This is a genomic window from Kribbella sp. HUAS MG21 (assembly GCF_040254265.1).
In the GTDB taxonomy this organism is placed as follows: Bacteria; Actinomycetota; Actinomycetes; order Propionibacteriales; family Kribbellaceae; genus Kribbella.
On sequence record NZ_CP158165.1, the window covers coordinates 7,780,480 to 7,805,116 of the forward strand.

At 70.0% G+C, this 24,637-nt stretch carries 22 protein-coding genes; 8 read left to right on the top strand and 14 right to left on the bottom strand.

Annotated elements, in window-relative coordinates; translation table 11 throughout:
- Positions 1-30 precede the first annotated feature (30 nt).
- On the top strand, positions 31-384 hold the full coding sequence (locus tag ABN611_RS37535) for a DUF4180 domain-containing protein (protein ID WP_350277055.1): 354 nt from the start codon (positions 31-33) through the stop codon (positions 382-384).
- On the opposite strand, the gene ABN611_RS37540 is transcribed toward ABN611_RS37535, so the two are convergent.
- The 3 genes from ABN611_RS37540 to thiE are packed head-to-tail and all read right to left on the bottom strand — an operon-like array spanning position 367 to position 1,855.
- Positions 367-792, bottom strand: coding sequence for a barstar family protein (locus ABN611_RS37540; RefSeq protein ID WP_350277056.1), 426 nt, complete (start codon positions 790-792; stop codon positions 367-369). The genes ABN611_RS37535 and ABN611_RS37540 overlap by 18 nt on opposite strands.
- The gene (locus tag ABN611_RS37545; RefSeq protein WP_350277057.1) at positions 789-1,211 is read right to left on the bottom strand and encodes a ribonuclease; all 423 of its coding nucleotides are present in this window, start codon (positions 1,209-1,211) and stop codon (positions 789-791) included. The genes ABN611_RS37540 and ABN611_RS37545 overlap by 4 nt, the downstream gene beginning before the upstream one ends.
- Positions 1,208-1,855 (bottom strand): thiamine phosphate synthase, encoded by a 648-nt coding sequence (thiE, locus tag ABN611_RS37550; protein WP_350277058.1) that lies wholly within the window; start codon positions 1,853-1,855, stop codon positions 1,208-1,210. The genes ABN611_RS37545 and thiE overlap by 4 nt, the downstream gene beginning before the upstream one ends.
- Before the next feature lie 42 nt (positions 1,856-1,897).
- Between thiE and thiO the strand changes: the two genes are divergently transcribed.
- From thiO to ABN611_RS37575, 5 genes are all read left to right on the top strand, one after another.
- A complete protein-coding gene (gene thiO, locus ABN611_RS37555; protein ID WP_350277059.1) occupies positions 1,898-3,037 on the top strand; it encodes a glycine oxidase ThiO in 1,140 nt (379 codons plus the stop codon).
- Positions 3,038-3,206: 169 nt separating this feature from the next.
- On the top strand, positions 3,207-4,166 hold the full coding sequence (locus tag ABN611_RS37560; protein ID WP_350277060.1) for a LysM peptidoglycan-binding domain-containing protein: 960 nt from the start codon (positions 3,207-3,209) through the stop codon (positions 4,164-4,166).
- Positions 4,167-4,239: 73 nt separating this feature from the next.
- Positions 4,240-6,201 (top strand): Stk1 family PASTA domain-containing Ser/Thr kinase, encoded by a 1,962-nt coding sequence (pknB, locus tag ABN611_RS37565; RefSeq protein WP_350277061.1) that lies wholly within the window; start codon positions 4,240-4,242, stop codon positions 6,199-6,201.
- A 37-nt stretch (positions 6,202-6,238) separates the two neighbouring features.
- Positions 6,239-7,129: a DMT family transporter gene (locus ABN611_RS37570; protein ID WP_350277062.1), complete on the top strand. Its 891-nt coding sequence runs from the start codon at positions 6,239-6,241 to the stop codon at positions 7,127-7,129.
- A gap of 9 nt (positions 7,130-7,138) precedes the next feature.
- Positions 7,139-8,350, top strand: coding sequence for a glucoamylase (locus tag ABN611_RS37575; protein ID WP_350277063.1), 1,212 nt, complete (start codon positions 7,139-7,141; stop codon positions 8,348-8,350).
- 14 nt (positions 8,351-8,364) lie between these two features.
- On the opposite strand, the gene ABN611_RS37580 is transcribed toward ABN611_RS37575, so the two are convergent.
- From ABN611_RS37580 to ABN611_RS37605, 6 genes are all read right to left on the bottom strand, one after another.
- On the bottom strand, positions 8,365-8,913 hold the full coding sequence (locus ABN611_RS37580) for a hypothetical protein (RefSeq protein ID WP_350277064.1): 549 nt from the start codon (positions 8,911-8,913) through the stop codon (positions 8,365-8,367).
- Positions 8,914-8,966: 53 nt separating this feature from the next.
- Complete coding sequence (locus ABN611_RS37585) at positions 8,967-10,037, bottom strand: glycoside hydrolase family 172 protein (RefSeq protein WP_350277065.1); 1,071 nt, start codon at positions 10,035-10,037, stop codon at positions 8,967-8,969.
- Positions 10,038-10,085: 48 nt separating this feature from the next.
- A complete protein-coding gene (locus ABN611_RS37590) occupies positions 10,086-10,748 on the bottom strand; it encodes a response regulator transcription factor (RefSeq protein WP_350277066.1) in 663 nt (220 codons plus the stop codon).
- Positions 10,745-12,004 (bottom strand): histidine kinase, encoded by a 1,260-nt coding sequence (locus tag ABN611_RS37595; protein WP_350277067.1) that lies wholly within the window; start codon positions 12,002-12,004, stop codon positions 10,745-10,747. The genes ABN611_RS37590 and ABN611_RS37595 overlap by 4 nt, the downstream gene beginning before the upstream one ends.
- A 22-nt stretch (positions 12,005-12,026) precedes the next feature.
- Positions 12,027-13,535, bottom strand: a complete 1,509-nt coding sequence (locus ABN611_RS37600; RefSeq protein WP_350277068.1) for an alpha/beta hydrolase — start codon at positions 13,533-13,535, stop codon at positions 12,027-12,029.
- 148 nt (positions 13,536-13,683) lie between these two features.
- Positions 13,684-14,130 (bottom strand): hypothetical protein, encoded by a 447-nt coding sequence (locus tag ABN611_RS37605; RefSeq protein WP_350277069.1) that lies wholly within the window; start codon positions 14,128-14,130, stop codon positions 13,684-13,686.
- A gap of 1,313 nt (positions 14,131-15,443) precedes the next feature.
- Here ABN611_RS37605 and ABN611_RS37610 point away from each other — a divergent pair.
- Together ABN611_RS37610 and ABN611_RS37615 are read left to right on the top strand one after the other, a co-directional pair.
- Positions 15,444-18,611 carry an amidohydrolase family protein gene (locus ABN611_RS37610; RefSeq protein WP_350277070.1) on the top strand — a complete coding sequence of 1,056 codons (3,168 nt, stop codon included), beginning with the start codon at positions 15,444-15,446 and terminating at the stop codon, positions 18,609-18,611.
- Between the two features lie 215 nt (positions 18,612-18,826).
- Positions 18,827-19,243: a hypothetical protein gene (locus ABN611_RS37615; RefSeq protein ID WP_350277071.1), complete on the top strand. Its 417-nt coding sequence runs from the start codon at positions 18,827-18,829 to the stop codon at positions 19,241-19,243.
- 1 nt (position 19,244) lies between these two features.
- Here ABN611_RS37615 and ABN611_RS37620 read toward each other — a convergent pair whose 3' ends face one another.
- From ABN611_RS37620 to ABN611_RS37640, 5 genes are all read right to left on the bottom strand, one after another.
- Complete coding sequence (locus tag ABN611_RS37620) at positions 19,245-20,366, bottom strand: Gfo/Idh/MocA family oxidoreductase (RefSeq protein WP_350277072.1); 1,122 nt, start codon at positions 20,364-20,366, stop codon at positions 19,245-19,247.
- Positions 20,367-20,460: 94 nt separating this feature from the next.
- Positions 20,461-21,279: an MBL fold metallo-hydrolase gene (locus ABN611_RS37625; RefSeq protein ID WP_350277073.1), complete on the bottom strand. Its 819-nt coding sequence runs from the start codon at positions 21,277-21,279 to the stop codon at positions 20,461-20,463.
- Between the two features lie 40 nt (positions 21,280-21,319).
- Positions 21,320-23,278, bottom strand: coding sequence for a hypothetical protein (locus tag ABN611_RS37630; protein ID WP_350277074.1), 1,959 nt, complete (start codon positions 23,276-23,278; stop codon positions 21,320-21,322).
- A gap of 166 nt (positions 23,279-23,444) precedes the next feature.
- Positions 23,445-23,882: a hypothetical protein gene (locus tag ABN611_RS37635; RefSeq protein ID WP_350277075.1), complete on the bottom strand. Its 438-nt coding sequence runs from the start codon at positions 23,880-23,882 to the stop codon at positions 23,445-23,447.
- Between the two features lie 33 nt (positions 23,883-23,915).
- Entirely contained in the window at positions 23,916-24,548 is a 633-nt protein-coding gene (locus ABN611_RS37640) for a hypothetical protein (protein ID WP_350277076.1), read from the bottom strand.
- Positions 24,549-24,637: the final 89 nt, after the last annotated feature.

Below are 24,637 nucleotides of genomic sequence, written 5' to 3' on the forward strand. Positions count from 1 at the left end.
ATTACGGGCATTTAGGGTATTTTGAGTGACATGGTGCAGCTGGCTGGGGTGCAGGTTCACGTGAGCGACACGGCGCTCGGCGGCGAGAGCGACGCCGTGCAGCTCATCGTCGACGCGCACTACGCGCACCAGGCGGAGTGGATCGCGTTCACGCCGGAGCAGCTGGGCGACGAGTTCTTCGAGTTGCAGAGCGGGCTGGCCGGCGCGATCACGCAGAAGTTCGTGATGTACCAGATGGGGCTCGCCGTGGTCGGTGACATCTCGGACCGGGTCGCGGCGAGCAAGCCGCTGGCGGACTGGGTGCGAGAGAGCAACCGCGGCCACAACCTGCTGTTCGCGAAGGACCTGGACGAGCTGGGCGAGCGCCTACAGGACAGGCAGTGAGCTGAGCAGGTCAGGCGACTCGGGCTCGTCGACGAGCACCCGGAGCTGACCGGAGTTCGTGGTGTCCTCGGCGAAGATCTGCAGCGCGACGTCGACGGTGTCGTGGTCGTGTTCGAGCAGGTTGCGCAGGCCGGTCCACAGCACGACCTCGGGCTCACCGGTGGAGCGGTCGCTCAGCGAGTCCGCCAGCGCGTCCCAGTTCCGGCCGAACCAGCGCGGCAGGTCGAATGCCGTCGCGCACAGGTCCAGGAAGCCGGCCTTGTCGTGGATCTCCCCGGTGTCGAGCAGCACGAACCCGAACCCGGCTGCGGCAGCGTCCCGCCGTACCTCGTCCGCATCCGGAGCGGACGGCCAGCGATAGACCCCCGGCCGCAGCCCCTCGGCCAGCAGGTCCTGGAGCTTGCTCACGATGTTCCCCCGTCCTCCGCGATCCGGCGGAACGACTTGTAGTGGTCATCCGTGTAGTAACGCTGACCGCCGTTCCCGGTGACGATCCGGCGGGCGCCGCGGTCCATCTCCCCCGGCGTCTTCACCGTGTACTCGTGGTAGTACCCGCGGTCGTGTTTGGGCAGGAGCTGCTCGAAGTTCCCGAACACCACGCCGTCGCGGCTGTACGGATACGGGCCGCCCTGGTCGATCAGTTTCAGGGTGTCGCGCGCCTCCTTCGGCAGGTCGGCGACCGCGACGTACCGCAGACCGCTCTCCGGATCGACGTCTGCGGACCCGGACTGCTTGTCCGGCGCGCAGCCGATCAGCGACGCCGCCAGGGTGAGCACCAGCATGGCGATCACCACCACGGCGACGATCCGCGTGGTCTTCGGGCTCACCCGGCCTCCCGCAACCGCCGGCTGAACTCGGCGGCCGCCGCACCCGGGTCGTCGGCGTCGGTGATCGCCCGGACGACGACCACGCGGGTGGCGCCCGCCTCGATGACCTCGTCCAGGCGTTCCAGGTCGATCCCGCCGATCGCGAACCAGGGCTTCGGCTGCCGGCGACCGGCGGCGTACGACACGAGCTCCAGACCGGCCGCCTGCCGGCCCGGCTTGGTCGGCGTCTCCCAGGTCGGGCCGACGCAGAAGTAGTCGGAGCCGACCTCGTCCACCGCCGCGTTCACCTGGCTGAAGCTGTGGGTCGACCGCCCGACGATCGGCGACGGTCCGACGATCGCCCGGGCCGCGTGCACCGGCAGGTCACGCTGACCCAGGTGCAGTACGTCGGCACCCGCCGCGAACGCGATGTCCGCGCGGTCGTTCACCGCCAGCAGCTTGCCGTGTCGCCGGCAGGCGTCCGCGAACACCTCCAGCGCGGCGAGCTCGTCGGCAGCCTCCATCTCCTTCTGCCGGAGCTGCACGATGTCCACGCCGCCGGCCAGCGCGGCGTCGAGGAACTGGTCGAGATCACCCTGCTTCTCCCGCGCGTCCGTGCACAGGTAGAGCCGGGCATCCGCGAGGCGGTCGGTGTGGTCAGTCACACCCCAAAGCCTGCCATGTCGGCCCGGACGTAGGCTTCCGGCATGCCTCAATTGACGTCCGATGTCGTAGTGATCGGCGGTGGGCTGATCGGTCTGGCGACCGCGTGGCGGCTGGCCGCGGACGGGGTCCGGGTGACGGTGTGCGACCCGACTCCCGGCGCGCAGACCTCGAACGTCGCGGCCGGCATGCTGGCCCCGGTCACTGAGGTGGAGTACGGCGAGGACGAACTGCTGGCGCTGAACCTGGCGTCGGTCAACGCCTGGCCGGCCTTCGCGGCCGAACTGGAGGAGCTCACCGGTCAGCCGGCCGGGCTGCACCAGACCGGCACGCTGTCCGTCGCGTACGACGTCGACGACGTCGCGGCGCTGCGCAGGCTCGCCGACTACCAGCGCCGGCTCGGTCTCGAGGTGGAAGAGCTGTCCGGCCGCGACGCACGCCGCCGCGAGCCCCTGCTCGCCACCGGTGTGTCCGGCGGGGTCTGGGTGCCCGGCGATCACTCTGTCGACAACCGGCAAGCCGTCGCCACCCTGCTGCGTGCCGTGGAGCTGTCCGGCGTCCAGCTGATCCGCCGGCGCGTGGCGCGCGTCATCACCTCCGGCACGACCGCGACCGGCGTACTGCTAGACAACGGCGAGACGGTGCATGCGGGTCAGGTGATCGCGGCCACGGGGCCGTGGTCGTCGCAGTTGGACGGCGTACCCGAGGAACTCCGTCCGCCGGTACGGCCGGTGAAGGGGGAGGTACTGCGGCTGCGCGTCCCGGAGGCGTACCGCCCGGCATTGCGGCACACCGTGCGCGCCACGGCCCGCGGCTTCTCCGTCTACTTGGTACCGCGCCCCGGAGGCGAGCTGGTGGTCGGTGCGACCAGCACCGAGCTCGGCTACGACACCCGAGTGCTGGCGGGTGGAGTGTTCGCGCTGCTCCGCGACGCGCGCACCGTGCTGCCGATCACCGACGAGCTGGAGCTGGTCGAGTCGATCGCCGGCCTGCGTCCCGCGACGCCGGACAACGCGCCGGTGCTCGGTCCGTCCGGTGTGGAGCGGTTGCTCTGGGCAACCGGGCACTACCGCAACGGCGTGCTGCTGACCCCGGTCACGGCCCAGCTGCTGGCCGAGACCGTGCGGACCGGAAATCTGCCGGAGCTCGGAAAACCCTTCCTGGTCAGCCGGTTCGGCCACTGACCCACCGGTTGCCCTCAGCAACCGGACGGATTGTGAACTACAACAATGTAGTTCAGTCTTGAATTGTAACCTTTACGTTACAGGCGTCCCAGGAACCCCATCAGCCCCTGTTGTCACATCCGTCCCAGCACATACGGTCAGGTGACGTTCACACGGGGAGTTGGTAGCAATGCGCAACGTCGTACGGATTCTGAGCGGCCTGGCGGTACCGGTGCTGACGGCGGCGGTGATCACGGCGGGGTCGCCCGGCTTCGGCGCGTACAAGGTCAAGCAGGGTGACACGCTCAGCCACATCGCGAGCCGGTACGGGACGACCGTCGGCACGCTGGTCGCGCTGAACAAGCTGCCCGGCAACGGCAACGCGATCTACGCCGGGGAGGTGCTCAAGGTCCCCTCGGCGAAGGGGTCCTCGAAGGGCGCCGGCAACGGGTCGACGACGGCGGCCAAGCGGTCGCAGCTCGGGCGGGTGACGTACGTCGTCAAGCGCGGCGACACGATCTCGGGCATCGCGAAGCGCTACAAGTGCTCCCAGGCGAACCTGCTCGCCGCCAACGGGCTGAAGCCCGGCGACCCGATCTACGCGGGCAAGCCGCTGCAGGTCCCGGTGAAGCTCCGCCCGAAGGCGCGCACCGACAACACCTTCGCCGGCCGGACGTACTCCGACCGCGTGGTCGCCGCGGCCAACCGCAACCGGGCGATCCTCAAGAAGCGCAAGCTGCCGACGAGGTCGCAGATGCGCGCACTGATCGTGAGTACGGCGAAGCAGTACGGCGTCGACCCGGAGCTCGCGCTCGCGGTCAGCTGGCAGGAGTCGGGCTGGAAGCAGCGGGTGGTCTCGCCGGCGAACGCGATCGGCGCGATGCAGGTGATCCCGTCGACCGGCCGGTTCACCTCCCGGCTCGTCGGCCGCGACCTGGATCTGCTGAAGCCCCGCGACAACGTCACCGCGGGCGTCGTACTCCTCGGCCGCCTGACCCGCGCCGCGCGGCTGGACATCGCGGTGGCGGGCTACTACCAGGGCCTCGGCGGCGTGAAGAAGAACGGCATGTACCCCGACACGAAGCTGTACGTGAAGAACATCCTCCGGATCCAGGCCCAGCTCGAACGCGGGTGGGACCCCCTGCGGTGAGCCTGGCTTGGTAACGCTGAGCCGTTATCTACACTCTCTGCAGAACGGTTTGGGGAGAGGCGGCTCACCGCAAGTGACGGACGACGTGGACACGCAGGTCAGCGACCGCCTCGTCGGGCGCGTGCTCGACGGTCGGTACCGCGTGGGCGCGCGCGTCGCCAAGGGCGGCATGGCCACTGTCTACCAGGCCCTCGACATGCGGCTGGACCGGACCGTCGCGCTGAAGGTGATGCACGACGGTCTCGGTGACGACGCCCAGTTCACCCGCCGGTTCGTCGCCGAGGCGCGGGCCGCCGCCCGGTTGTCGAACCCGAACGTGGTCGCGGTGTTCGACCAGGGCGACGACGACGGCACGCTGTTCCTCGCGATGGAGTACGTCCCCGGCCGCACGCTGCGTGACGTCATCCGCGAGCAGGCGCCGCTCTCCCCCGCCCGCGCACTCGACCTGCTGACGCCGATCCTGTCCGCGCTCTCGGCCGCACACGACGCCGGCATCGTGCACCGCGACATCAAGCCCGAGAACGTACTGATCTCGGACAAGGGCGCGGTGAAGGTCGCCGACTTCGGCCTGGCGCGCGCGGTGAGCGCGAGCGGCAACACCGCCACCCAGGGCCTCCTGATGGGCACGGTGTCGTACCTGGCGCCGGAGCTGGTCACGGACGGTAGCGCCGACGCCCGCTCGGACGTGTACTCGGCCGGCATCCTGCTGTACGAGATGCTCACCGGCAACAAGCCCCACTCCGGTGACACCCCCATCCAGGTCGCCTACGCGCACGTGCACAACGACGTACCCCCGCCGTCGCTCGAGCAGCCGAACATCCCGCCGTACGTCGATGCGCTCGTGCAGCGCGCGACCGCGCGGGACCGGGATCTGCGGCCGACCGACGCGCGGGTGTTCAGCCGCCAGGTGCACCGCGTGCGCAGCGCGCTCGAGGAGGGCCTGCCGGACGACCCGGAGCTGACCGGCGACCTCACGGTGCCGATCCAGCAGATCCGCCAGGACAGCGGATACGACGACGGCTACACGCGCGGCATCCCGACGCTCGAGGAGCAGCCGATCCGGCACGACACGATCGTCGTACCGGTGGAACACGGCAGACCGACCGGCGCTCCGGCCTCGCCACCACCGGTGAAGGCGACACCGCCGCGGCGCAGGTCCCGCGGCCCGATCGCGCTGATCGTCATCCTGGCCGCGGCGATCGGCATCGGGACCGCCGCCTGGTACTACGGCATCCACCGCTACACCACCACGCCCAACCTGGTGAACATGGTGCCCGCCGACGCGGCCAACGCGGCCGCGGGCGCCGGGCTGAAGACCAGCCTGGACAACCAGGACTACTCCGAGGACATCCCGAAGGGCGAGGTCATGGCGACCGACCCCAAGGCCGGTGAGCGGATCCGGAAGGACGGCAACGTCGGGCTCACGGTGTCCAAGGGCCCGGAGCGGTATCGCGTGCCGCAGCTCGTCGGGCTGCAGCTGGATGCCGCGCAGCAGGCGCTGTCCCCGATCAAGCTGATCACCGGGCAGATCAGCGAGCAGTACAGCGAGACCGTGCCGCAGGGCCGGGTGATCGCGATCAGCCCGAAGTTCAACACGGTGGTGAAGCCGGGGGCCGCGGTGAACTTCGCGGTCAGCAAGGGCAAGCGGCCGATCAGCGTGCCGGACCTGACCGGCAAGTCGTACAAGGAGGCGAACCGGACGCTCCGCAAGCTCGGCTTCGTCGTCGGGCGCACCTCGCAGTACGACGAGAAGGTCGCCGAAGGCAACGTGATCAGCCAGACGCCGAACAGCGGGACCCTGTACGCCAAGGACAAGGTCCGGCTGGTCGTCTCGCTCGGCCCGCCGCTGCGCGAGGTCCCGGACGTGAAGCGGAAGACGACCGCGGAGGCGCAGAAGATCCTCGGTGACGCCGGGTTCCAGGTGCGGGTCGAGAAGGCGCCGTTCAACCTCGGGCTGAACATCGTCGCCGCGCAGAACCCGGGCGCCGGCAAGAAGGTCAAGCCCGGCAGCACGATCGTCATCACCGTGCTCTGATTCACCGTTTTGGCTGGTCCGCGGGCCTTCTGGTCTGATGTACCGCGTGAACCACCCGCGTCTCGCCGTACTGGCCCTGCTGTCGGTCGCGGCGGCGTGGGGGTCGACGTTCTTCCTCACCAAGGACCTGCTCACCAGGATGGACGTCGCCGACTACCTGGCGTTGCGGTTCCTGATCGCGTCGGTCGCGCTGCTGATGGTGCATCCGCCGGCGATCGCCCGGCTGAGCCGGCTGGACCGCGGCCGCGGCGTCGCGCTCGGCATCACGTACGGCATCGCCCAACTGGTGCAGACCGAGGGCCTGCGGCACACGTCCGCGAGCGTGTCCGGGTTCGTCACCGGCATGTACGTCGTGTTCACGCCGCTGCTCGGCGCCGTGATCCTGCGGCACAAGATCGGCCGCTGGGCCTGGGTCGCCGTGATCCTCGCCACGGTCGGTCTCGGCGTCCTGTCGCTGCGGGGGTTCAGCCTCGGCGACGGCGAGCTGCTGACGCTGGCGTCGGCCGGTCTCTACGCGTTGCACATCATCGGGCTGGGCGCGTGGTCCACCTCGCAGAACGCGTTCGGGCTGTCGTCGCTGCAGATGATCACGATCACCTGCGTCTGCGCGATCGGTGCGATCCCCGGCGGCTTCTCGGTCCCGAGCACCGGCGGCGACTGGGTCAGCGTGGTGTACATGGCATTGGTCGCCGGAGCGCTCGCGTTGATCGTGCAGACCTGGGCGCAGGCACACCTGACACCCACGCGGGCGGCGATCGCGATGACAATGGAGCCGGTGTTCGCCTCGACGTTCGCAGTGCTGTTCGGCTCGGACAGCCTGACGTGGCGGATGCTGGTGGGCGGTGCGCTCGTGGTGTCGGCGATGTATCTGGTCGAGTTGGCGCCGCGGCGTAAGTTCGAGGCCGAAGTACAGCACCTGGCGCAGTAGGGAGGGACCATGCGGGACGGCGACCGGTGGTTCCCTTACGTCGTGATCGCGGTACTGCTCGCGACGCTGACCGCCGGGACGCTGAACAACGTCGACCGCAACCCGCAACCACAGCTCGTCTCCGAAGGTGCGCCGGGTCAGGAGCAGCTCCCGGCCGACAACTCGTTCGCGACAGCGGACGCGTGGCTGCAGGACGCGCTGGCCGATCTCGACGCTCTGACGATGCCCAGCGGAATAACGGTCGCCGGATGGGATGGTCCGTGGCGGTACGTATGGCCGCGGGACGCGTCGTTCGTGGCCGCCGCGCGGTGCGCCGTCGGGCAGCACGACAAGGCGTACGACGTACTGGCGTTCCTCGATCGCGTGCGGCCGACGAGTGGACGCTGGGAGGCGCGCTACACCGAGACCGGCGCGCGGGTCGACGACGGGCGCGAACCGCAGCTGGACGGGTCCGGGTGGGTGTTGTGGGCTGCGTGGTTCTGCCGGGCGGGCGGGAAGTACTGGGACCTGGTGCGGGAGTCGGCGGACCAGATCGCCAGCGAGCTCGGGGCTGACGGTCTGCCTGCTCCGTCGTCCGACTACTGGGAGCGGCCCGAGAAGGAGCTGACACTCGGGACGGTCGCGCCACTGCTCACCGGGCTGCGTTCCGCGGTACTGATCGCGACCGCACAGGACCGGAAGGCCGAGGCGGCGCGGTGGCAGGCGGCGCTCGACACGTTGTCGACGGCAACCGATCGGGTCTTCGGCCCGGAGTACCCGCGGACGCCGGCGCGGGCCACCAGCTTCGTCGAACCAGGCGTCGACCCGATCGCCGTCGGCGGCGGGCGCGACGCGATCGTGACCGTCCTCGGCCCGCCGTTCGCTCCGGAACGCCCGGAGGTCCGTACGGCGATCGACAACGCGCTCGCCGCTCTCACCCAACCCAACGGCGGCGTCACCCCGGGCGAGGACTGGCGAGCCGACGGGGTGTCGTGGACACCCCAGACCGCCCTGTTCGCCCTCAGCGCCGCGGCCCACCACGACCATGCCACGGCGAACCGGCTCCTCACCTGGCTGACCAGCCACCGCACCACCACCGGCGCGCTCCCGGAGAAGGTCAACCGCGACTTGAAGCCTGCCGGCGAAGCCCCGCTGGCCTGGACCGCGTCTCTCGTGGTCCTCACCATCACGGCGCTCGACAATCCGCTCCCGTTCCCCGACGCTCCCCAGCCGACGTCGTAGCCGGAGCGGGCCTGTCAGGAGCGCTTGGAGCGTTTGAGTTCGCGCAGGCGGAGGCGGCGGAGTCTGAGGCGGCGGAGGCGCTGGCCGAGGGTTTCGGAGCCGCGCCTCCCGCGCTCGTCCTTCGTCAGCCAGATCCATCCCCCTGCGCCGAGTGCGAAGATCACGGCGGCGATGGGGACGGAGCCGTACATCGACAGCGGCGACCTGTTGAAGACCGCGTCCCGCGAGGTGACCCAGACCGTCACCCGCTCGCCTTCGTCCGGGCGGTTGCAGGTCGTCATCTCCCCACGGTGCTCGGCCCCGTCGCGGCCGGTCCAGCTCAGGTCGACCTCGTACGACGTCCCGTGGGTGTGCCGCACACCCTTGTCGTCCTTGCTCTCGGCACACGGCCCGTCGGCCACCGACGCACCGACGACGGCATCGACCTTCTCGGTCCGGAACGTCGCCTGCTCGAAGAAGTCCTCGGGATCGTCCGACCCCACCAGCAGCGCGAGCCCGAAGACGACCGCCCAGCCGAGCGCACCCGCGACCGCCCAGCCGACGACGAACAGCACGCGGCGCATCCCAGCACTCCCTCGGTGCGAACCAGCCCCCCGTCGGCCGTCAGCCTAGCCGCCTAGCAGATCTCCATCACGTCGTGCGTCGGCGCGTCCGGTCGCGTCGTACTCGTCCTGCTGGAGTAGAAGAACGCGGTCGACGCGATGTCGTCCTGCAGCGGGAGGTACCGTCCGCCGGAGCGCCACCCCAAAGCCTGTACGTCGACGCGCAGCCGCTCCTTGAACCGGATCGGGTCCGGCAGGTGGAACCGGTACATCCCGAAACGCTGCTGGCTCTGGTACTGCCCGTCGGGGCGGATCACCTGCGGCATACCGAGGTACGGCGTACTGAACTCGGTGTACCCGCCAAGGTGGGGAACGTCGAAGTTCCAAGCGCCGCCGAAGTAGTCCTCGGTGCCCGTACCGCAGATCGTCGGGAACTCGTCGTCGCCGTCGAGATAGAACTTGACCTCGCCCTCACCCCACCAGCCGGTGCTGTTGACGCCCCAGGCGAGGTACGTGCCGACGTAGTGCCCCGGGCCCTCGACGCCGTCCAGCAACGTGTGCACGGTCTTGGCGGGCAACGGGTTGCTCCGCCGCCACTGCGTGTGGAGGTACGCCGAATTGTCGGGTACCGCGCCCAACCAGTAGTCCACCTGGAAGTACACGACGACGGGCTCGTCGTGGGTGTTCTCGAGCGTGAGCGTGGCCTGCGTCTTGAAGGGCATCTCCCAGTAGCAGTTGAACCCGCCGTTCGGGTTCACCGCGACCGGCAGCGAGTTGACCTGGGCGAACTTGCCCCAGCCCGAACAGAAGAAGTCACCGACCGGGGCCTCGATCGCCGGCGCGGCGTCGCCGTCCCAGAAGCTTCGCAGTACGAGCCGGCGCCAGTGGTCGACGTGCGTGGTGAGCCAGATGTGCGTGATCGCGCCCGAGCCGGCGATGTCGGCGAGCGTCGCAGTCTCCCCCGGCCCGATCTCGATCGACGGCGAGACCTTCCACCCGAGCCCGAGGTCGCGGGCCGCGCGCGCCCCGGTCCCCTCGGTCCGCCGCCCACCCTGCCCGGGCTCCCCGGTCGGGTTCTCCGCACTGATGGACCGCGACTCGACGTCGGCGAGCGCACTGATGCCAGTCAGATTCCCAAGAGTCATACGTGCGACCTTAGGCCGCCACCGGTTCGTCCAGAAATCGATTGCCCATCACGTGGACGGCCCTTGCCGCATGAGCCCGGATTCCCAGGCCCAGACGGCGATCTCGGTCCGGTTGCGGGCCGCGATCTTGCGTTGCACCGAGGCGAGATGGGATTTGACGGTGGACAGCGAGATCAGCAGTTCCGCGCTGATCTCGGCGTTCGTCCGGCCCTGCGCGACCGCCTTCACGGCGGCCAGCTCGCGGTCGGTCAGCGCGGGCTCAGGGCGGCGCGGGCGGCGGCCGGCGGCGGTGAAGTGGCCCAGCAGCCGGGTGGTGATCGACGGCGAGACAAGAGACTCGCCGTTGGCCGCGGCGTGCACCGCTTCCACGAGCAGCCGCGGCCCGGCGTCCTTCAGCAGGAACCCGGAGGCACCGGACCGGAGCGCCTCGTGCACCAGTTCGTCGAGGTCGAACGTCGTCACGACGAGTACCCGGAGCGGATCGGCGACCTCGGGGCCCGCCAGCACCCGCGTGGCGGCCAGGCCGTCCATCAACGGCATGCGGATGTCCATCAGCGTGACGTCCGGACGCAGTTCCTGGGCGAGCGCCACCGCGCGCTTGCCGTCCGCGGCCTCCCCGACCACCTCCAGATCGGGCTCCCGCTCGAGGATGAGCCGGAAGCCGGTACGCACCATCTCCTGGTCGTCGGCCAGCAAGATTCTCAGTGTCACTCCGCTGTCGTCTCCTTCGGTGGTCGCGCGGCCACCACGCCGCCCGGCAGTGGGAGCTCTGCGAGGACCCGCCAGCCGGACTCGCCGTACTCCCCGACCGTCAGCTTTCCGTCCAGCGCGCTGATCCGCTCGGCCATCCCGACGAGTCCGTAGCCGTCGACCGAGCGGCGGCCGTGGCTCCGGCTCCACCGAAGCCCGTCGTTCAGGATCTCGACCCTCAGGCACCGCCGGGCGCCGTCCGTGGCCGGCTCCACCGTCACGGTGATCCGCCGCGCCTCCGGTGCATGTCGCCGCACGTTGGTCAGGGACTCGAGTACGACGCGATGGACGGTCGACACCGTCTCCGGGGCCACCGCGAGGTCCGCGAGTTCGGGCGCCAGCCGCACCGCGACGGTCGCGTCGTTGCCGACCGCCGCCTCGATCGTCTCCACCAGGTTTCCGGCGGTGGGCGGCAACTGCTCGGGACTGCGCAACATCATGACCAGCCGCCGGACCGCCCCGAGTGCCTCGGTTCCGGCCCGCTCGATCTCCTCGAGCAACGCCAGGTCCGAGCCGGCAGTTCGCCGGTCCTGCGCCGGGCCGTCGGAGCGCGGTTCCCGTGCCGGGCCGTCGGAGTGCACCAATCGGGCGGCTTGGGCGCGCACCACGACGCCGGTGATGTGGTGCGCCACCAGGTCGTGCAACTCCCTGGCCAGCATGAGCCGTTCGCGGTTGCGGGCAGCGGTCAGAGCGGCCTCGCGGCGGGCCTCGCCGTCCCGCAGGATCAGCCCGACCGCGACGCTGCAGCCCCACAGGATGGCCCACAGGACCGCGACGGTGAGGCTGTCCGACCCGGTGCCGTAGCGCATCAGGGGTGCGACGACGACGGCCGCACCTCCGATCACCGCGACCCCGCCCGCCTGGCGCGGTGGCAGCCGGTGGCAGCTCGCCCCGACCAGCAGCATCAACCCGAGGGTCTCGCTGTCACCGCCGATCGATCCGCCCGGCTTCAGGAGGAAACCGGCCAAGCTGCAGGCCAGCGACAGGCTGATCGCGGCCGTCGTGAGTCGCGCGAGCAGATCCGGCCGGCGGCGCCGGAGCAGCGCAAGCACGCCGACCACCGCACCCACGGCGAGGTACAGGATCTCGCCCGCCGGAGGCTCCGCGTCCAGGAGAACTCGCCGTACGCCGTGCTCGGCGTTCAGGGCGCCCAGGACGACGACCTCGGTGACGACCAGACCGTGGCGGCGCAGCAGCCTGTTGACGGTGCCAATCACCGGGGCGTCGTCCTTCCGTCGGTCAGCGCGGCTCTGCGTCGGCCGAGCAGTGGTAGTCGTGCTCCGGGCGTTCGCCCGTCGTCAGGTACGTCGTCACCGCGTGCTTCGCGCACTGGTTCCTGCCGAGTGGGTAGAGGCCGTGGCCACCCTGGTCGGCCGTGACCATCGTTGCACGGTCACCGAGAGCCTGCCGTAGCTGCCGGGCACCGGCGAGCGGTGTCGCGGGGTCGCGGAGGTTCTGCACCAGGAGTACGTTCGACGGTCCTCGGTCGGTGATGCGGACCGGCTGTTCCACAGGCTTCGGCCAGAACGCGCAGGGCGTGATGTTGGCGCCGAGGGCGCCGAACAGCGGGTACCGGATCCGGTCGACGGCGACGTTGCGCTGGTAGGTCGCGACGGACGTAGGCCAGCGCGAGTCGTTGCAGATCATGTAGTAGCGACCGGAGATGAGGTTCTCCGCGTCGGTCACGGAGCCGCCGCCGGGAAGCGGTGGCGGCGGCTGGTTCGCGTCGACCGCGCGCAGGATGCCGGCCAGCAGCGGCAGCTGGGTCGGGCCGTAGAGCAGGCCGAAGGTGACCAGCCGGAACGCGACATGGTCGAACGGGCCGTCCGGTGTCGGGATCGGCTTCTTCTCCAGCCGCTCGGCGAGTTCGAAGTACTTCGCCCGGACCTGCGCGGGCGTCCGGCCCAGCCCGTACTCGCGGTGGTTGGCCGCGGCGAACGTCGCGAAGTCCGGGAACCGGTCCTCGACGCCGCGCGACCACAGCCGGTCGCTCGCGTAGTCCCAGCCGCCCGGCCCCAGGTTGCTGTCGAGCACGATCCGGTCGCTGCGCTGCGGGAACAGCGTCGTGTACACCGCACCGAGGTGGGTCCCCCAGGACGCGCCGGCGTACGAGATCGTCGACTCGCCCAGCGCGGCACGGATCCGGTCCATGTCACGAGCGGTGTTGGCGGTGCTGACGTGCGGCAGCATCCACGCCGATCTGGATTGTGCGCATTGCTCGGCGACCTGCTGGACCTCGGCGGCGTGCTTGGTCACGTCGGACGCGTTGCGCGCGTACGGCGGGATGCTGCCGGAGCCCAGTTGCGCCTCGGTGAGGGCACACGTCACCGGCGTACTCCGGCCGATGCCACGCGGGTCGAACCCGATCACGTCGTAGCTGTCGAGAACGCTCTGCGGAAGACCGGTCGCGACCAGGAACGCCGGGTAGCTCTGGCCTTCGCTCGGGCCGCCGGGGTTGGTCAGCAGCACGCCGCGCCGCTTCTCGGGCTTCTTGCTCGGAAGCCGCGAGACCGCGAGGTCGATCGTCCGGCCGTCCGGATCGCGATAGTCCAGCGGTACCTTCAGCGTCCCGCACTGCATCCCTTCCGGGATCGGCACCGCGGAGATGTCCGCCGGGCACTTCTCCCATCGGATGCTGCTCGACGGTTGCGCCGACGAGGCCGGTGGGCCCGCCTGCGAGACCGCCGGGGCGAAGACGGTCGCCAGCGAGGCAACAGTTGCGGTGACGGAAACGGTTGTACGTCTCATCTTTCCCTCTCCGGGGGCTGTGGACGTCAACCAGTGTTCGCGAACCACCCGCCGGGCACATCCGCCCCGCGGCCACGCCGCTCCAGCCGAAAGTACGAGACCAGATCTGGTACGGCGTTGTTGCCGCCAGCACCCAGTGCGGCGGGGTTCAGCAGGCGCGGACCTGGGCGTCGAGGCCGTGGACGAAGGCGACGCAGGCCCAGGGGCGGCCCTGGTCGCGCTTGGCGCGGACGATCACTGGGTACTTGTCGGCGCCGCGGATCTGAGGGTTCTGCTCGGTGGGCAGCGAGCCGATCGCGCCACCGCGTGCCTCGGCGGCGCGCTTCACGTCCTCAACCGACACCGCGCTGCGGACGTCCTTCTCGGCCGCTGCCCGCGCGTCAGTCGCGACCTGCAGCGCGAACTCGATCTCCGGCGGCTTCGACCACGCCGTCTGCGACACCGGGATGACCAGCCCGAACATCACCAACCCGACCACGGTGACGATCTGCCGCAACCGCCGAGTCTGATCGGTGAGCAGCAAGGCAGCACAGCAGAGCGCCAGCAACAGCGTGAGCCCACGAAGGATCCAGTGCCGGTCAAGCCGCCCATCCACCGCAAGCCCAGCCCCAACCGCAACCACCAAACAAAGCCCACCCGCACCCAACGCCCGCACCCGCGGAGACACAGATTGCATGCCGCAGACAATAGACGCCTACCCGTCCCACCCCCGCCCACCCGACCCCCACCAGCCACCCAATCCACCACCGGCCACCCCTGCGCGTCGGCCAGCCGGCCCACCATCAGCCGCACCTCAGCCACCCCCACCACCGATCAACCAAGTCCGCCACCGCTCCGTCCCTCCACCGCTCGCGAGTCAGTCAGCCGCCGGCAAGCCGTTCCTCTGCCGTTTCGCCGTCGCCGGCCGGTCCGCGATGGTCTGCCCGTCCTGCGCCGGGCCGCCGTTCGTCTGCCGGTGCGCCGTCGTCGGCTGGCCGCGATGGTCTGCCCGTCTGCCGCCGGTCAGGCACTCCGCCGCTCGCCTATCAGTCAGCCGCTAACCAATCGAACACCGGTTAGCCGCTCAGCCCGTCGTCAGCCGCCTCCGCTGTCTGTCAGCCAGTCCGCCCCTGGGCAGCTGTTGGTCGGCCGGTCCGCCGTCGTTAGCCGTCCGGGGTTCGTCAGTTGGTCAGCCGTTCGTCGCACGGTAGCGGCCGTTGGGCGCGGGGCGCGCCGGACAGCTTCGTATGCCCTGGACGGTACTGGCAGATTCGGAGGGGTCTCACCCGCCCCCGAGCGCACCTCCCGATCCCGCGTCGTACCGCCCCCGTCGTCGTACCGCTGCCGTCGTACCCCGTCGCATCGAACCTCGTCGTACCGCACTCCGCCTTACCGATTCCTCGTCCTACCCGCCCTCGTTCCTCCTCGCCCTCGTTCCTACCCGCCCTCGTCCTACCCGCCCTCGTCCTACCCGCCCTCGTCCTACCCGCCCTCGTCCTACCCGCCCTCGTCCTACCCGCCCCCCCGTCATACCCCTCCCCCGGCGTACCCCTGCTCCGCCCCTCCCCGCCGTAGTCCCCCTCCTCCGCCACCAGCTCCCACCCGGTTCTCTCCTCCGCCACACCCCTCCCGGGCCATCCCTCTCCCGCCGTACTCCTCCCCGCCCATACCCCTCCCCGCCCATACCCCTCCCCGCCCATACCCCTCCCCGCCCATACCCCTCCCCGCCCATACCCCTCCCCGCCCATACCCCGCCCCGCCCATACCCCGCCCCGCCCATACCCCGCCCCGCCCATACCCCGCCCATACCCCTCCCCACCGTTCCTCTCCGTCCTACCGACTTCCCGTTCAGCCGGGTCGACGCAGTACCGCGGCGGTGGGTGGTTGGGGTGGGAGTGGAGGCTTACTTTCACGGATTGGATTCGGAACATGACCGATGACGTGACCGAGAACCCTGGCTTCTGGAGCATTTCGCGGCGTCGTGCGCTGCAGCTGGGTGGTGGTGTTGCGGCTGCCGGCGCCGTGCAGGTGCCGGCCACCGCCACCACAGACAGTGCAGGCACCGCAGTTGGCGCGACCGCGGCCGCCGGGAATCAGGCCGTGTTGACCGAGGGCACCAACTTCATGGTGTCGGTGTCGCCGGATGGCGAGTGGCTGGCGTTCGATCTTGTGACGGCGATCTGGGTGGTGCCGGCCGCGGGTGGTGTTGCGCGGCGGCTCACCGATGACCTGCAGGATGCGACCCGGCCGCGTTGGGCGCCGGACGGGCGGACGATCGTGTTCCAGTCGTACCGTGACGGGAACTTCCATCTCTGGTCGATCCGCCCGGACGGCAGCGGTCTGCGGCAGTTGACGAGCGGGCGGCACGACCACCGCGAACCGCATGTGACCCCGGACGGCCGCTCGATCGTCTTCTCCTCCGACCGCGGCGGCTCGGGCGGCACCGGACCCACCGCGGGCAGCTACGGCATCCACCGGCTCGACCTGGCGACCGGCGCGATCACCGCCCTGACCGACGACGCGGGCGAGGAGGCCGAGCCGACGGTGTCCGCCGACGGCCGGAAGGTCGCGTTCACCGTCGACACGAGTTCGATCGTCGAGCTCGATCTCGCGACCGGTGCCCGTACGACGATTGTCAACAATCAGACAGGCATCAGCCTGTTCGGGCCGTCGTACGCGCCGGATGGCACGCTTGCGTACGTCCGCCTCACCGGACCGACCTGCGATCTGATTGTCAACAATCAGACAGTCACCAACGGCAAGGACGTCTTCGCGGTGCCGCCCTCGTGGTCGTCCACGGACCTCTTCTACACAGCCGACGGCGCCGTGCACCGGTATCGCGCGGGCGCCGGGCACAGCGTCGTACCGTTCACGGCGACCGTGCCGGTCACGTCGCGGCGGCCGCGGCCGAAAGCGCCTGACCTGGAGTCGACGAGCCGGCGCGCGGTGCGCGGGATCGCGAGTCCGACGGTGTCGCCGGACGGGAAGTGGCTCGCGTTCCGAGCGCTGAACGCGCTCTGGGTCGCGGCGACCGACGGCGGCCGGCCTCGCAAGGTGGTTGCCGACGGCTACTTCAACTCGGATCCGGACTTCTCGCCGGACGGCCGGAAGTTGCTCTACGCAAGCGATCGCGACGGTACGGCGGACCTCTGGCTGCACGACCTCGCCAGCGGCACCGACACCCGTCTGTCGGGCCTGCCCGGGGCACAAACGGCGCCGCGTTTCGCGCCCGACGGCCAACGCGTCGCCTACCAGGACCAGGACGGAATCGCCTGGATCCTCGACCTCGCGTCCGGCCAGGTCCGGCAGATCACGCCGACGCTCTTCCAGCCCGGCCGGGTGAGCTGGTCGCGCGACGGCAAGACGCTGGTACTGGCGGCGGTCAAGCCGTTCTCCAGGCGGTTCCGCGAAGGCACCAGCCAACTGCTGTACGTCGACGTCGCGACCGCCGCGCTCGAGTACGTCGAGCCGATGCCGTTCCGCTCACTCGCGACCCGCGGCGACGACGGCCCGGTGTTCTCCCCCGACGGCAAGCACCTGGCGTTCGTGGTCGAGAGCCTGCTGTACGTCGTACCCGTGGACGCCCGCGGGCGCTTCACCGGCGAGCCCCGCGCGGTGACCGCCGAGGTGACGGACTCGCCGGTATGGCAGGACAACCGGACCTTGCTCTACCTCAACAACGGAACGTTGCGCAGGACAACGATCATCGGCGGTCGTCCCGAAACGGTGCGGCTCGACCTGCAGTACCGGCGCGCGACGGTGAACCAGCACGTGACGATCCACGCGGGCGCATTGTGGGACGGGCGCGCGACCACGTTGCGCCGCGATGTGGATGTCGTGGTGGATGGGTCGCGGGTGGTCGCCGTACGCGCCCATCGCGGGCAGGCCGACATCGATGCTTCCAAGCTGACGGTGATGCCGGGCCTCATCGACGCGCACAACCACTGGCATCTGCGCGGGCGGGCGTGGGGCGCGCGGCAGGGGAACCTGTGGCTCGCGTACGGGATCACGACCACGCGGTCGCCGGGCGATCCGGTGTACCAGATGCAGGAGACGCGCGAGGCCCTCGTCAGCGGCGCGCTGCGCGGGCCGCGGTACTTCGCGACCGGTGAGGCGATCGACGGTTCGCGGGTGTACTACAACTTCATGCGGCCGACGTTGTCGCTGCGGCAGCTCGGCCTGGAGCTGAACCGGGTCGAGGGGCTCGCGTACGACATGGTGAAGACGTACGTGCGGTTGCCGATCGAGTACCAGCGGCGCGCGATCGCGTTCGTCCACCGGCTGGGCCTGCAACTGTCGTCGCACTACCTCTATCCCGCGGAGCACCTGGGCATGGACGGGATGGAGCACACCGGCGCGACGAACCGGCTCGGGTACTCGCACACGGTCAGCCGGCTGGGACGCGCGTACGCCGATGTGATCACACTCTTCACGCGGGCCGGGCTGTCCGTGACGCCCACGTTGTTCAACTCGACGATGGCACACGTCGACGACCCGTCCTTGCTGACGGATCGCCGTACGACGACGCTCTTCCCGTCCTGGGAGTACGCCGCGTTGATGTCCGAGGTCAACACCGCGCGCGGCCCGGCCGGTGTCACCACGCGCGAACTGCTGCGCGGCAACGTCGACATGGTGCTTCGGATCCACCGCGGCGGCGGCCTCGTCATCTCCGGTACCGACACGCCGCTCGACAACATCGCGATCTCGCTGCACGCCAACCTCCGGGCGATGGTCGCGGGCGGGTTCACGCCGTACGAGGCGTTGACGACGGCGACGCACAACCCGGCGAAGTGGCTGGCGCTGGAGGACAAGCTCGGCGTCGTGAAGCCCGGCGCCCAGGCCGACCTGTCGTTCGTCACCGGCGACCCGCTGGCCGACATCCGCGCGGCGGCGGCCGTCCAACAGGTCATGCTCGCCGGCAACCTCCACACCGTCGACGACCTCCTGTCGCCGTACACCACCATCAACCAGCAACAACCCGCGGTCCGCACCGACAACGCCCCACAACCGCTCAAGCGCGCCGACGCACACGCCCACGACCAGACCTACTGGTGGCACGAACCCGAATGGCTCCACCGCCACTGCTGCGACAGCTGACGGACAGCCAGGCATTCACGACAACCCGCGGTGTCTGGGAACACGCCGTAACCTGTTCCCAGACACCCGGCCCTGTCGCGATCGCGCCGAGGCACGTGGAGGGGCGGTCGGCATGGCAGGTGAGGTTGGGGTGGGTGAGTGGGCCGCGGAGTTCGCGCGGGCCGGCGTGGTGCGGATTGGTCCGCGGCGTCGGGTCGTGTCCCACGTTCTTACTGGTGAACTACCTGATCGTGATCGTGTTGGCCCTGCTGGGTCGCAAGGACTGGTTGTGGTTTCCGCTGTTCTGTGTGGTCACGGCACCGACCTTCATTGCGACGATCTGGCCGCAGGCACGCATGCTTCTCCGCGGCCAGCCCGTCCTGGTTGTGGATGCGCTCGGGGTGTCGCTCGGGCGGGAGCGCCTTGGTTGGGACGAGATTCGGGTCGTCGAGGGACCGGGCTCGGTCCGGCGGCGGTCGGCTGATCCGCGGCGGCCGGTGCGGGCTGATCTCGAGTGGTTCGATGTCGTGACCGTTGCCTCCGGCACCGAGCGGAAGGGTCCGCGGATTTCGGTCGGGAAGGAGCATGTCGGGGATCTGGAAGGGCTGGCTGCCTGGTTGCAGGGGGTTCGAGACGGGCAGCGGGCTTGGTGAGTCAGAACGTTGTGGTGAGGTCCTGGGTCTGGCCGGTGGTGGCGGCTCGGTAGGCGGATTCGATGATGTCGATGACGTGGCGCGCGTGTTCCGCCGTGACGATGGAGGGCTTGCCTTCGCGGACCCAGTCGACGAGTTGCATCACGTCCTCGTACACGTGCTGCTCCTCGATCTCCCGATGTACGCCGGTCACGTGCGGCAGCAGGGCCTGGTTGCCGGGGCCGCGCGGCGAGAGTTCCTCGGGGTTGCGGTCGGGGAAGTCGAACGGTTCGCCGTTCAGGAGCAGGCCGTCGATCGTTCCCGCCGTACCGTAGTAGGTCCCGCTGAAGCCGCCGCGCATCCCACCGGCCGCCGTACCCGTCGCGACGCAGTACAGGTTGTCGCCGAAGTCGATCAGGATGACGGTGTTGTCGTCGGCGTCGGTGCGTACGTCGGCGCCGCCGCTGGTGCGGACCGGCACGCGGACGCCGGACATCGCGGTCACCCGACGCGCCGGGCCGAGGATGCCGGTGACGGTGTGCAGCGCGTACACCGTCATGTCGTAGACCGGGCCGCCGCCCGGCTTGCGGAAGTACCAGGACGGGTCGATGTTCGTCAGTACGTCGTTCCCGCCGCGCACGGACTCGTTCTCGTGGTACGTGCCGAACGCCGCACCGCAACTCACCCACGACAAGGTCCCGATCGCGCCCTCGGCGATCAGCTCCCGCGTCCGCACGTGGTGCGGCCGCAGCATCTCCCCCGGCGACGCGACGATCCGCAGGTCGTTGTCGGCGGCGAGTTCGATCAGCTCGGTCGCCTCGGCGACGGTCAGCGTCATCGTCTTGTTGAAGTGCACGTGCTTCCCGGCCTGCAACGCGAGCTTCCCCTGCTCGTAGTGCAACCCGATCGGCGAAGCGATCGTCACCGCGTCGACGTCTCCACGGGCGAGCAGTTCCTCGTACTCCGTGAACGCCCGCCCCACCCCGAACTTCGCGGCCGCGGCCTCCGCCCGCCCCGGCACCGGATCGCACACGGCCGCGAGCGCCACCCGCCCCACCAGATCCGCCTGACTCAAATGCGGCAGAATCCCCCGAACCGAAATACTCCCCGCCCCGACCACACCCATCCGCACGGTATCCGCCATACCAAAGATCCTATGGCCGACCTCTGGCCTCCGCGCGCCGAATCAGCCGGCCGGGGCGTTTCGCCCGCGGTGCTGTGGGTGCCTTTGCCCGCTGTCAGGCGGGTGCTGCTTCGGCCTCCATTGCAGCCTGCATTGCGTCGATCATGGCGGTGAACTCGGCGTGGCTGGGTGCGGGTAGTGGGGTGGCGTCCGGTGCGCCGGACAGTACGTCGAGGAAGCCGGGGAGTGACGCGCCGGCCGCGGCCGGGAGGTGGGAGGAGAAGATCTGGGTCGGTTGCAGGCGGCGTACGCCGTCCAGGACCTCGGCGAACTTCGCCTTATCGAGCAGCGTGGACCACGGCGAGTCCATCACCGACCACGCCAGCATGCCGCCGGCAAGGGCCTCGTACGGCACCTGCGTGAGGTCCTGCGTCGGGGCCGGCAGTACGGCGCCGAACGAGTCGACGCTGAACAAGCTGCCGGTGGACTCGTCGAGCAGCCCGATCGACATCGGGTTGTCGTACAGCGGCGGTGCGACAGCACGCACTGTGCGGTCACCGACGTGCAACCGGTCGCCGGGGCGTATCGCGTGCACGCGGTCCAGCGGCACCGGCCACCACGTCGACATCCGTAGCGCCGAGAGCGCGTGCGTGACCAGCCGCGCCTGCGGAGCCGCCTCCAGGATCCGCTGTACGGCGCCCGTGTGGTCGGCGTCGTCGTGCGTCAGCCACAGCCACTTCAGGTTGCCGAGGCCAACCAGGTCGTCGACCGCGTCGAGGAAGTCGGCGCCCGCCTGCGCGAGGCCGGTGTCGACGAGCAGCGGCTCCTGTGCCGTCAGCAGGAAAGCGTTCACGGTCAGCACGCCCTCCGGCCCAAGCGGCAGAGTTGACGGCAGCACGTGCACATCGGGAGCCGGGTTATAGGTCTGGTCCATGGTCCACCTCCGGGACAGGTTGTTCCTGCCCTGAAGGCGTTCAGGTCCGCGCGGAGTTGTTCAGTCCGGACTGAACGACCCAGGTCACCGGGTCGTCGCACTCGGGCTCGAAGACGCAGTAGAGGCCGGTACGGACGCGCCGGTCGAGCACCTCACCACCCTCGGGAAGGTCCGACCGGATGCGGGTGATCGCCGTACGCAGCGACCGGGTGACGTTGAGCCGGGCCCGTTCCGTGGTCGAGCTAGCCGGACGACTTCGCCCGGACAGCCCGAAGGCGGCCGCGAGCTGCGTCACCAGCTCGTCGCATTCCTTCTGCAGCACCGCTGCACGGTCGTCGTCGCAGGTCGCCAGCGCGTCCTCGATCTCGTACCGGACCTGCTCGACGCGTTGCCGGTAAGCCCTGCGGGCGGTGGCGTCCAGTACCTCGCCTGCGTCGCCCAGCCGGTGCCTGTCGGGGCCGTCGGGGTCCACGCCCTCCACTCGGTCGACCAGGTCGAGGACGTGCCGTTCGACACCGGGGGCGGCCACGAGTTCGGCCAGGTACCGCAGCCCCTTGGTCGCCTGCAGCCTGATCCGCAAACCGTCGCTACGGACGATCCATCCGTCACCGTCGTGGACCAGCTCGGCGGTCACAGTCCTCGCCCTCGGGCCGCGGGCAAATCGCTGCAGCAGCGCCTGGTCGTCGGCCGGCACGCCGAAGTCGAGTCCGGCCACGATGCTCGCAGCTCGGGCTGCCTCCACGGTCGCCGCGGCTCGGTTGCCGGCCTGCTCGTGCAGGCGGGTGAGCTCGAGGATCATCGCGACCCGCAGTACCGGGAGGCCTTCGGGTACGGCGTCCGCGGCCTGTTCGAGCGTGGTGATCGCCGCGGCGAGGTCGCCCGTCGCCGCCAGGATCCGGGCCTGCATGCGACCCGCCTCGGCGCGGAGACGGGGCAGGTTGACGCCGCGGGCGCGCTCTGTCATTCGCCGGCACGCCTCCTGGGCTTCCTCCACCCGGCCCGCGGCCAGCTCGGCCTCGGTGAGGCAGGCGAGCAACTCGGTCCCGCGCAGCAGGTCGTCGCCCACCATCCGCAGGCCCCGCGAGGCAGTGGCGCGTGCCAGGTCCACATTCCCCTGGGCGAGGTGCAGCCGGACGGTCGGAAGCAGCGCCTGGAGGTGCCCGTCCTTGCCGAGCAGCAGGCCCTCGGCCTCGGCCAACCGCCCCTGCCTGATCCGGAGGTCGGCGAGGGCGATCGCGGGATGCCAGCTCGGGATCGGCATGCAGGACTCGAACTCGGCCACCGCCTTGATCAGCAGCGCCTCGGCCTCGCTCCAGTGCCCGACTTCGATCAGGGCGGTCGCCTGTACGGCGTCGCAGTGGCTGCTGAGGAAGATCTGCGTAGCGGGCGTCACGCCGATCAGGCCGACGCGGCGCAGCTCGCCGACCCAGTGGCACGCCCGATCGAAATCGGCCGCGTAGTAGCAGGCGGTGAAAAAGGAGCAGACGCCCATGCTCGCCGCGTCGCGGTCGGTGGCAGGGCCGCACCAGAGCGCGATCGCTTCCTCCAGTTGTTGCATGCCTCCGGCAACATCGCCCGCCTGCACACAAGCCAGCCCTCCGTCGGCCAGCGCCTTCGCTTCGAGGTCGACGTCACCGAAGCGGCGGGCCCGGTCCAGCGCGAGTTCCGCCCGGGCCTTCAGTTCCGCCGGGTTGTCCACGTCGCAGCCCACGCCCGCGAGCGCGATCCAGCCCTGCTCGACGCACGCCGGCTCGTCCTGGAGCATGCGCGCGGCGCGGGCGAACCAGACCCGGGCGGCGGTGCGGTTCCCGACGAAGGTCTCGAACGCCCAGCCGAGGCGCGCACAAGCCAGCGCCGCCCCGCGGACGTCGCCCGCCTGGGTGAATCCGCGCAGCACAGCAGAGAGGTTGTCCAGCCCCTGCTGGATCCGCCCCTCCTCGAACGCCGCGACGGCAGTGGCCAACACGGCGCCCGCCCCCATACCCGGCTCGGCGGCCACGATCTGATCGTAGCCCCGACTTCCGTCTTGCGGGACCGAACATCTGTTCGACACTGCGACGGCGGGCGCAGAACGGATCCATCCGTTGGCGGTCTGTAGCCCGACCGCTCGAGGCGGACGTTTGGCGACCGGCGCACCACGGCTGCGTACGTCGGCGTACGTCGGGCTATGTGTCGTATTCGAGGCCGTCCCACGGTTCGTAGTACGCGATGAAGTTGCCGGGTTCGATGTGGATCGAGTAGGTGCCCTCGTAGTCCTCGCCTACCCAGCCGAAGGTCACGCCGTCGATCTCGACGGAGAACGGCGCCACCTCGATCGGCTCCAGCACGTATTTGCCGAGCTCTGCCAGCCGGGAGGCGACGAGCTCGTCCTCCCCGGCCGACGCCGCCTGACCCGGAGGTACGCCCTGCGCGCGGCCGGCCTCGTCGACCCGCACCTCGTCGAAGGTTCCGTCGGGCTTCCACAGGAAGAGTCCGACGTACGCCGAATTGAAGGTGAACAGCTCGTCGCTGAGGAAGAATTTCCGACCGTCCTCGGCGGTGCCGGCGTACGGCACGTGATAGTCGTCCGGGACGATCGTGAACCGCTCGGGTGCTTGAGTCACGGCGCACAACCTAGCCGGACTCGACGTCGGCAGTCACGGCGTGACGGTGAGTTCCAGCGGTGCGGATCGCGTCCAGGCGTTGGCGGTTCGCAGCTCGATCGCGAGACCCCAGGTGCCCGGTGGTACGGCGTACCCCAAGCTGGGGACCACAGAGGCTGTGCCGATCAGGACGGGCACCGAGCGGGTGGCATGAGGTTCGATCGGGAACTCGACGCGTACGGCGTTGATCGGGCCGACGTACAGACCGACTACCTTGCCGGAGGCATCGGTCACCGCGGAGGAGAGTCGGCGGCTGCTGACCAGGACCTGCTGGTGTGCGGTCCGATTGGTCACGAGTACGTCGCTGTGCGAGCTTCGACCGCTGCGGACCGACAACGGACCTGCAGCAGCCACGTGGAGCCCGACAACTTCACCGCGCTCGCCGCGCAAGTCCCGCACCAACAACTGCTTGTCCGGAAAGGACATCGCCCCGACCTGCAGTTGCACGAAATCCCCGTACGTCGCGTGCAGCTCACCCGCGATACCAGTCGCCCAAGCCGCGAGTTGGACGCTGGCCGGCTTGTCCTCGCGCCGCTCGCTTTCCGGTCCCGGCCAGACAACAAGCGCCCCCGGCGCCTCCTCCTCCAACCGCCGCAGCTCCACCCGCAAGCTCGCCCACCCAGCCATGACCTGACGATAACCCGGCTGGGACGGCTCGGTGACGAGACAGCTCAAGCGCAGACCGATACCGGTCGACGCATCTCCCCCGACACGCG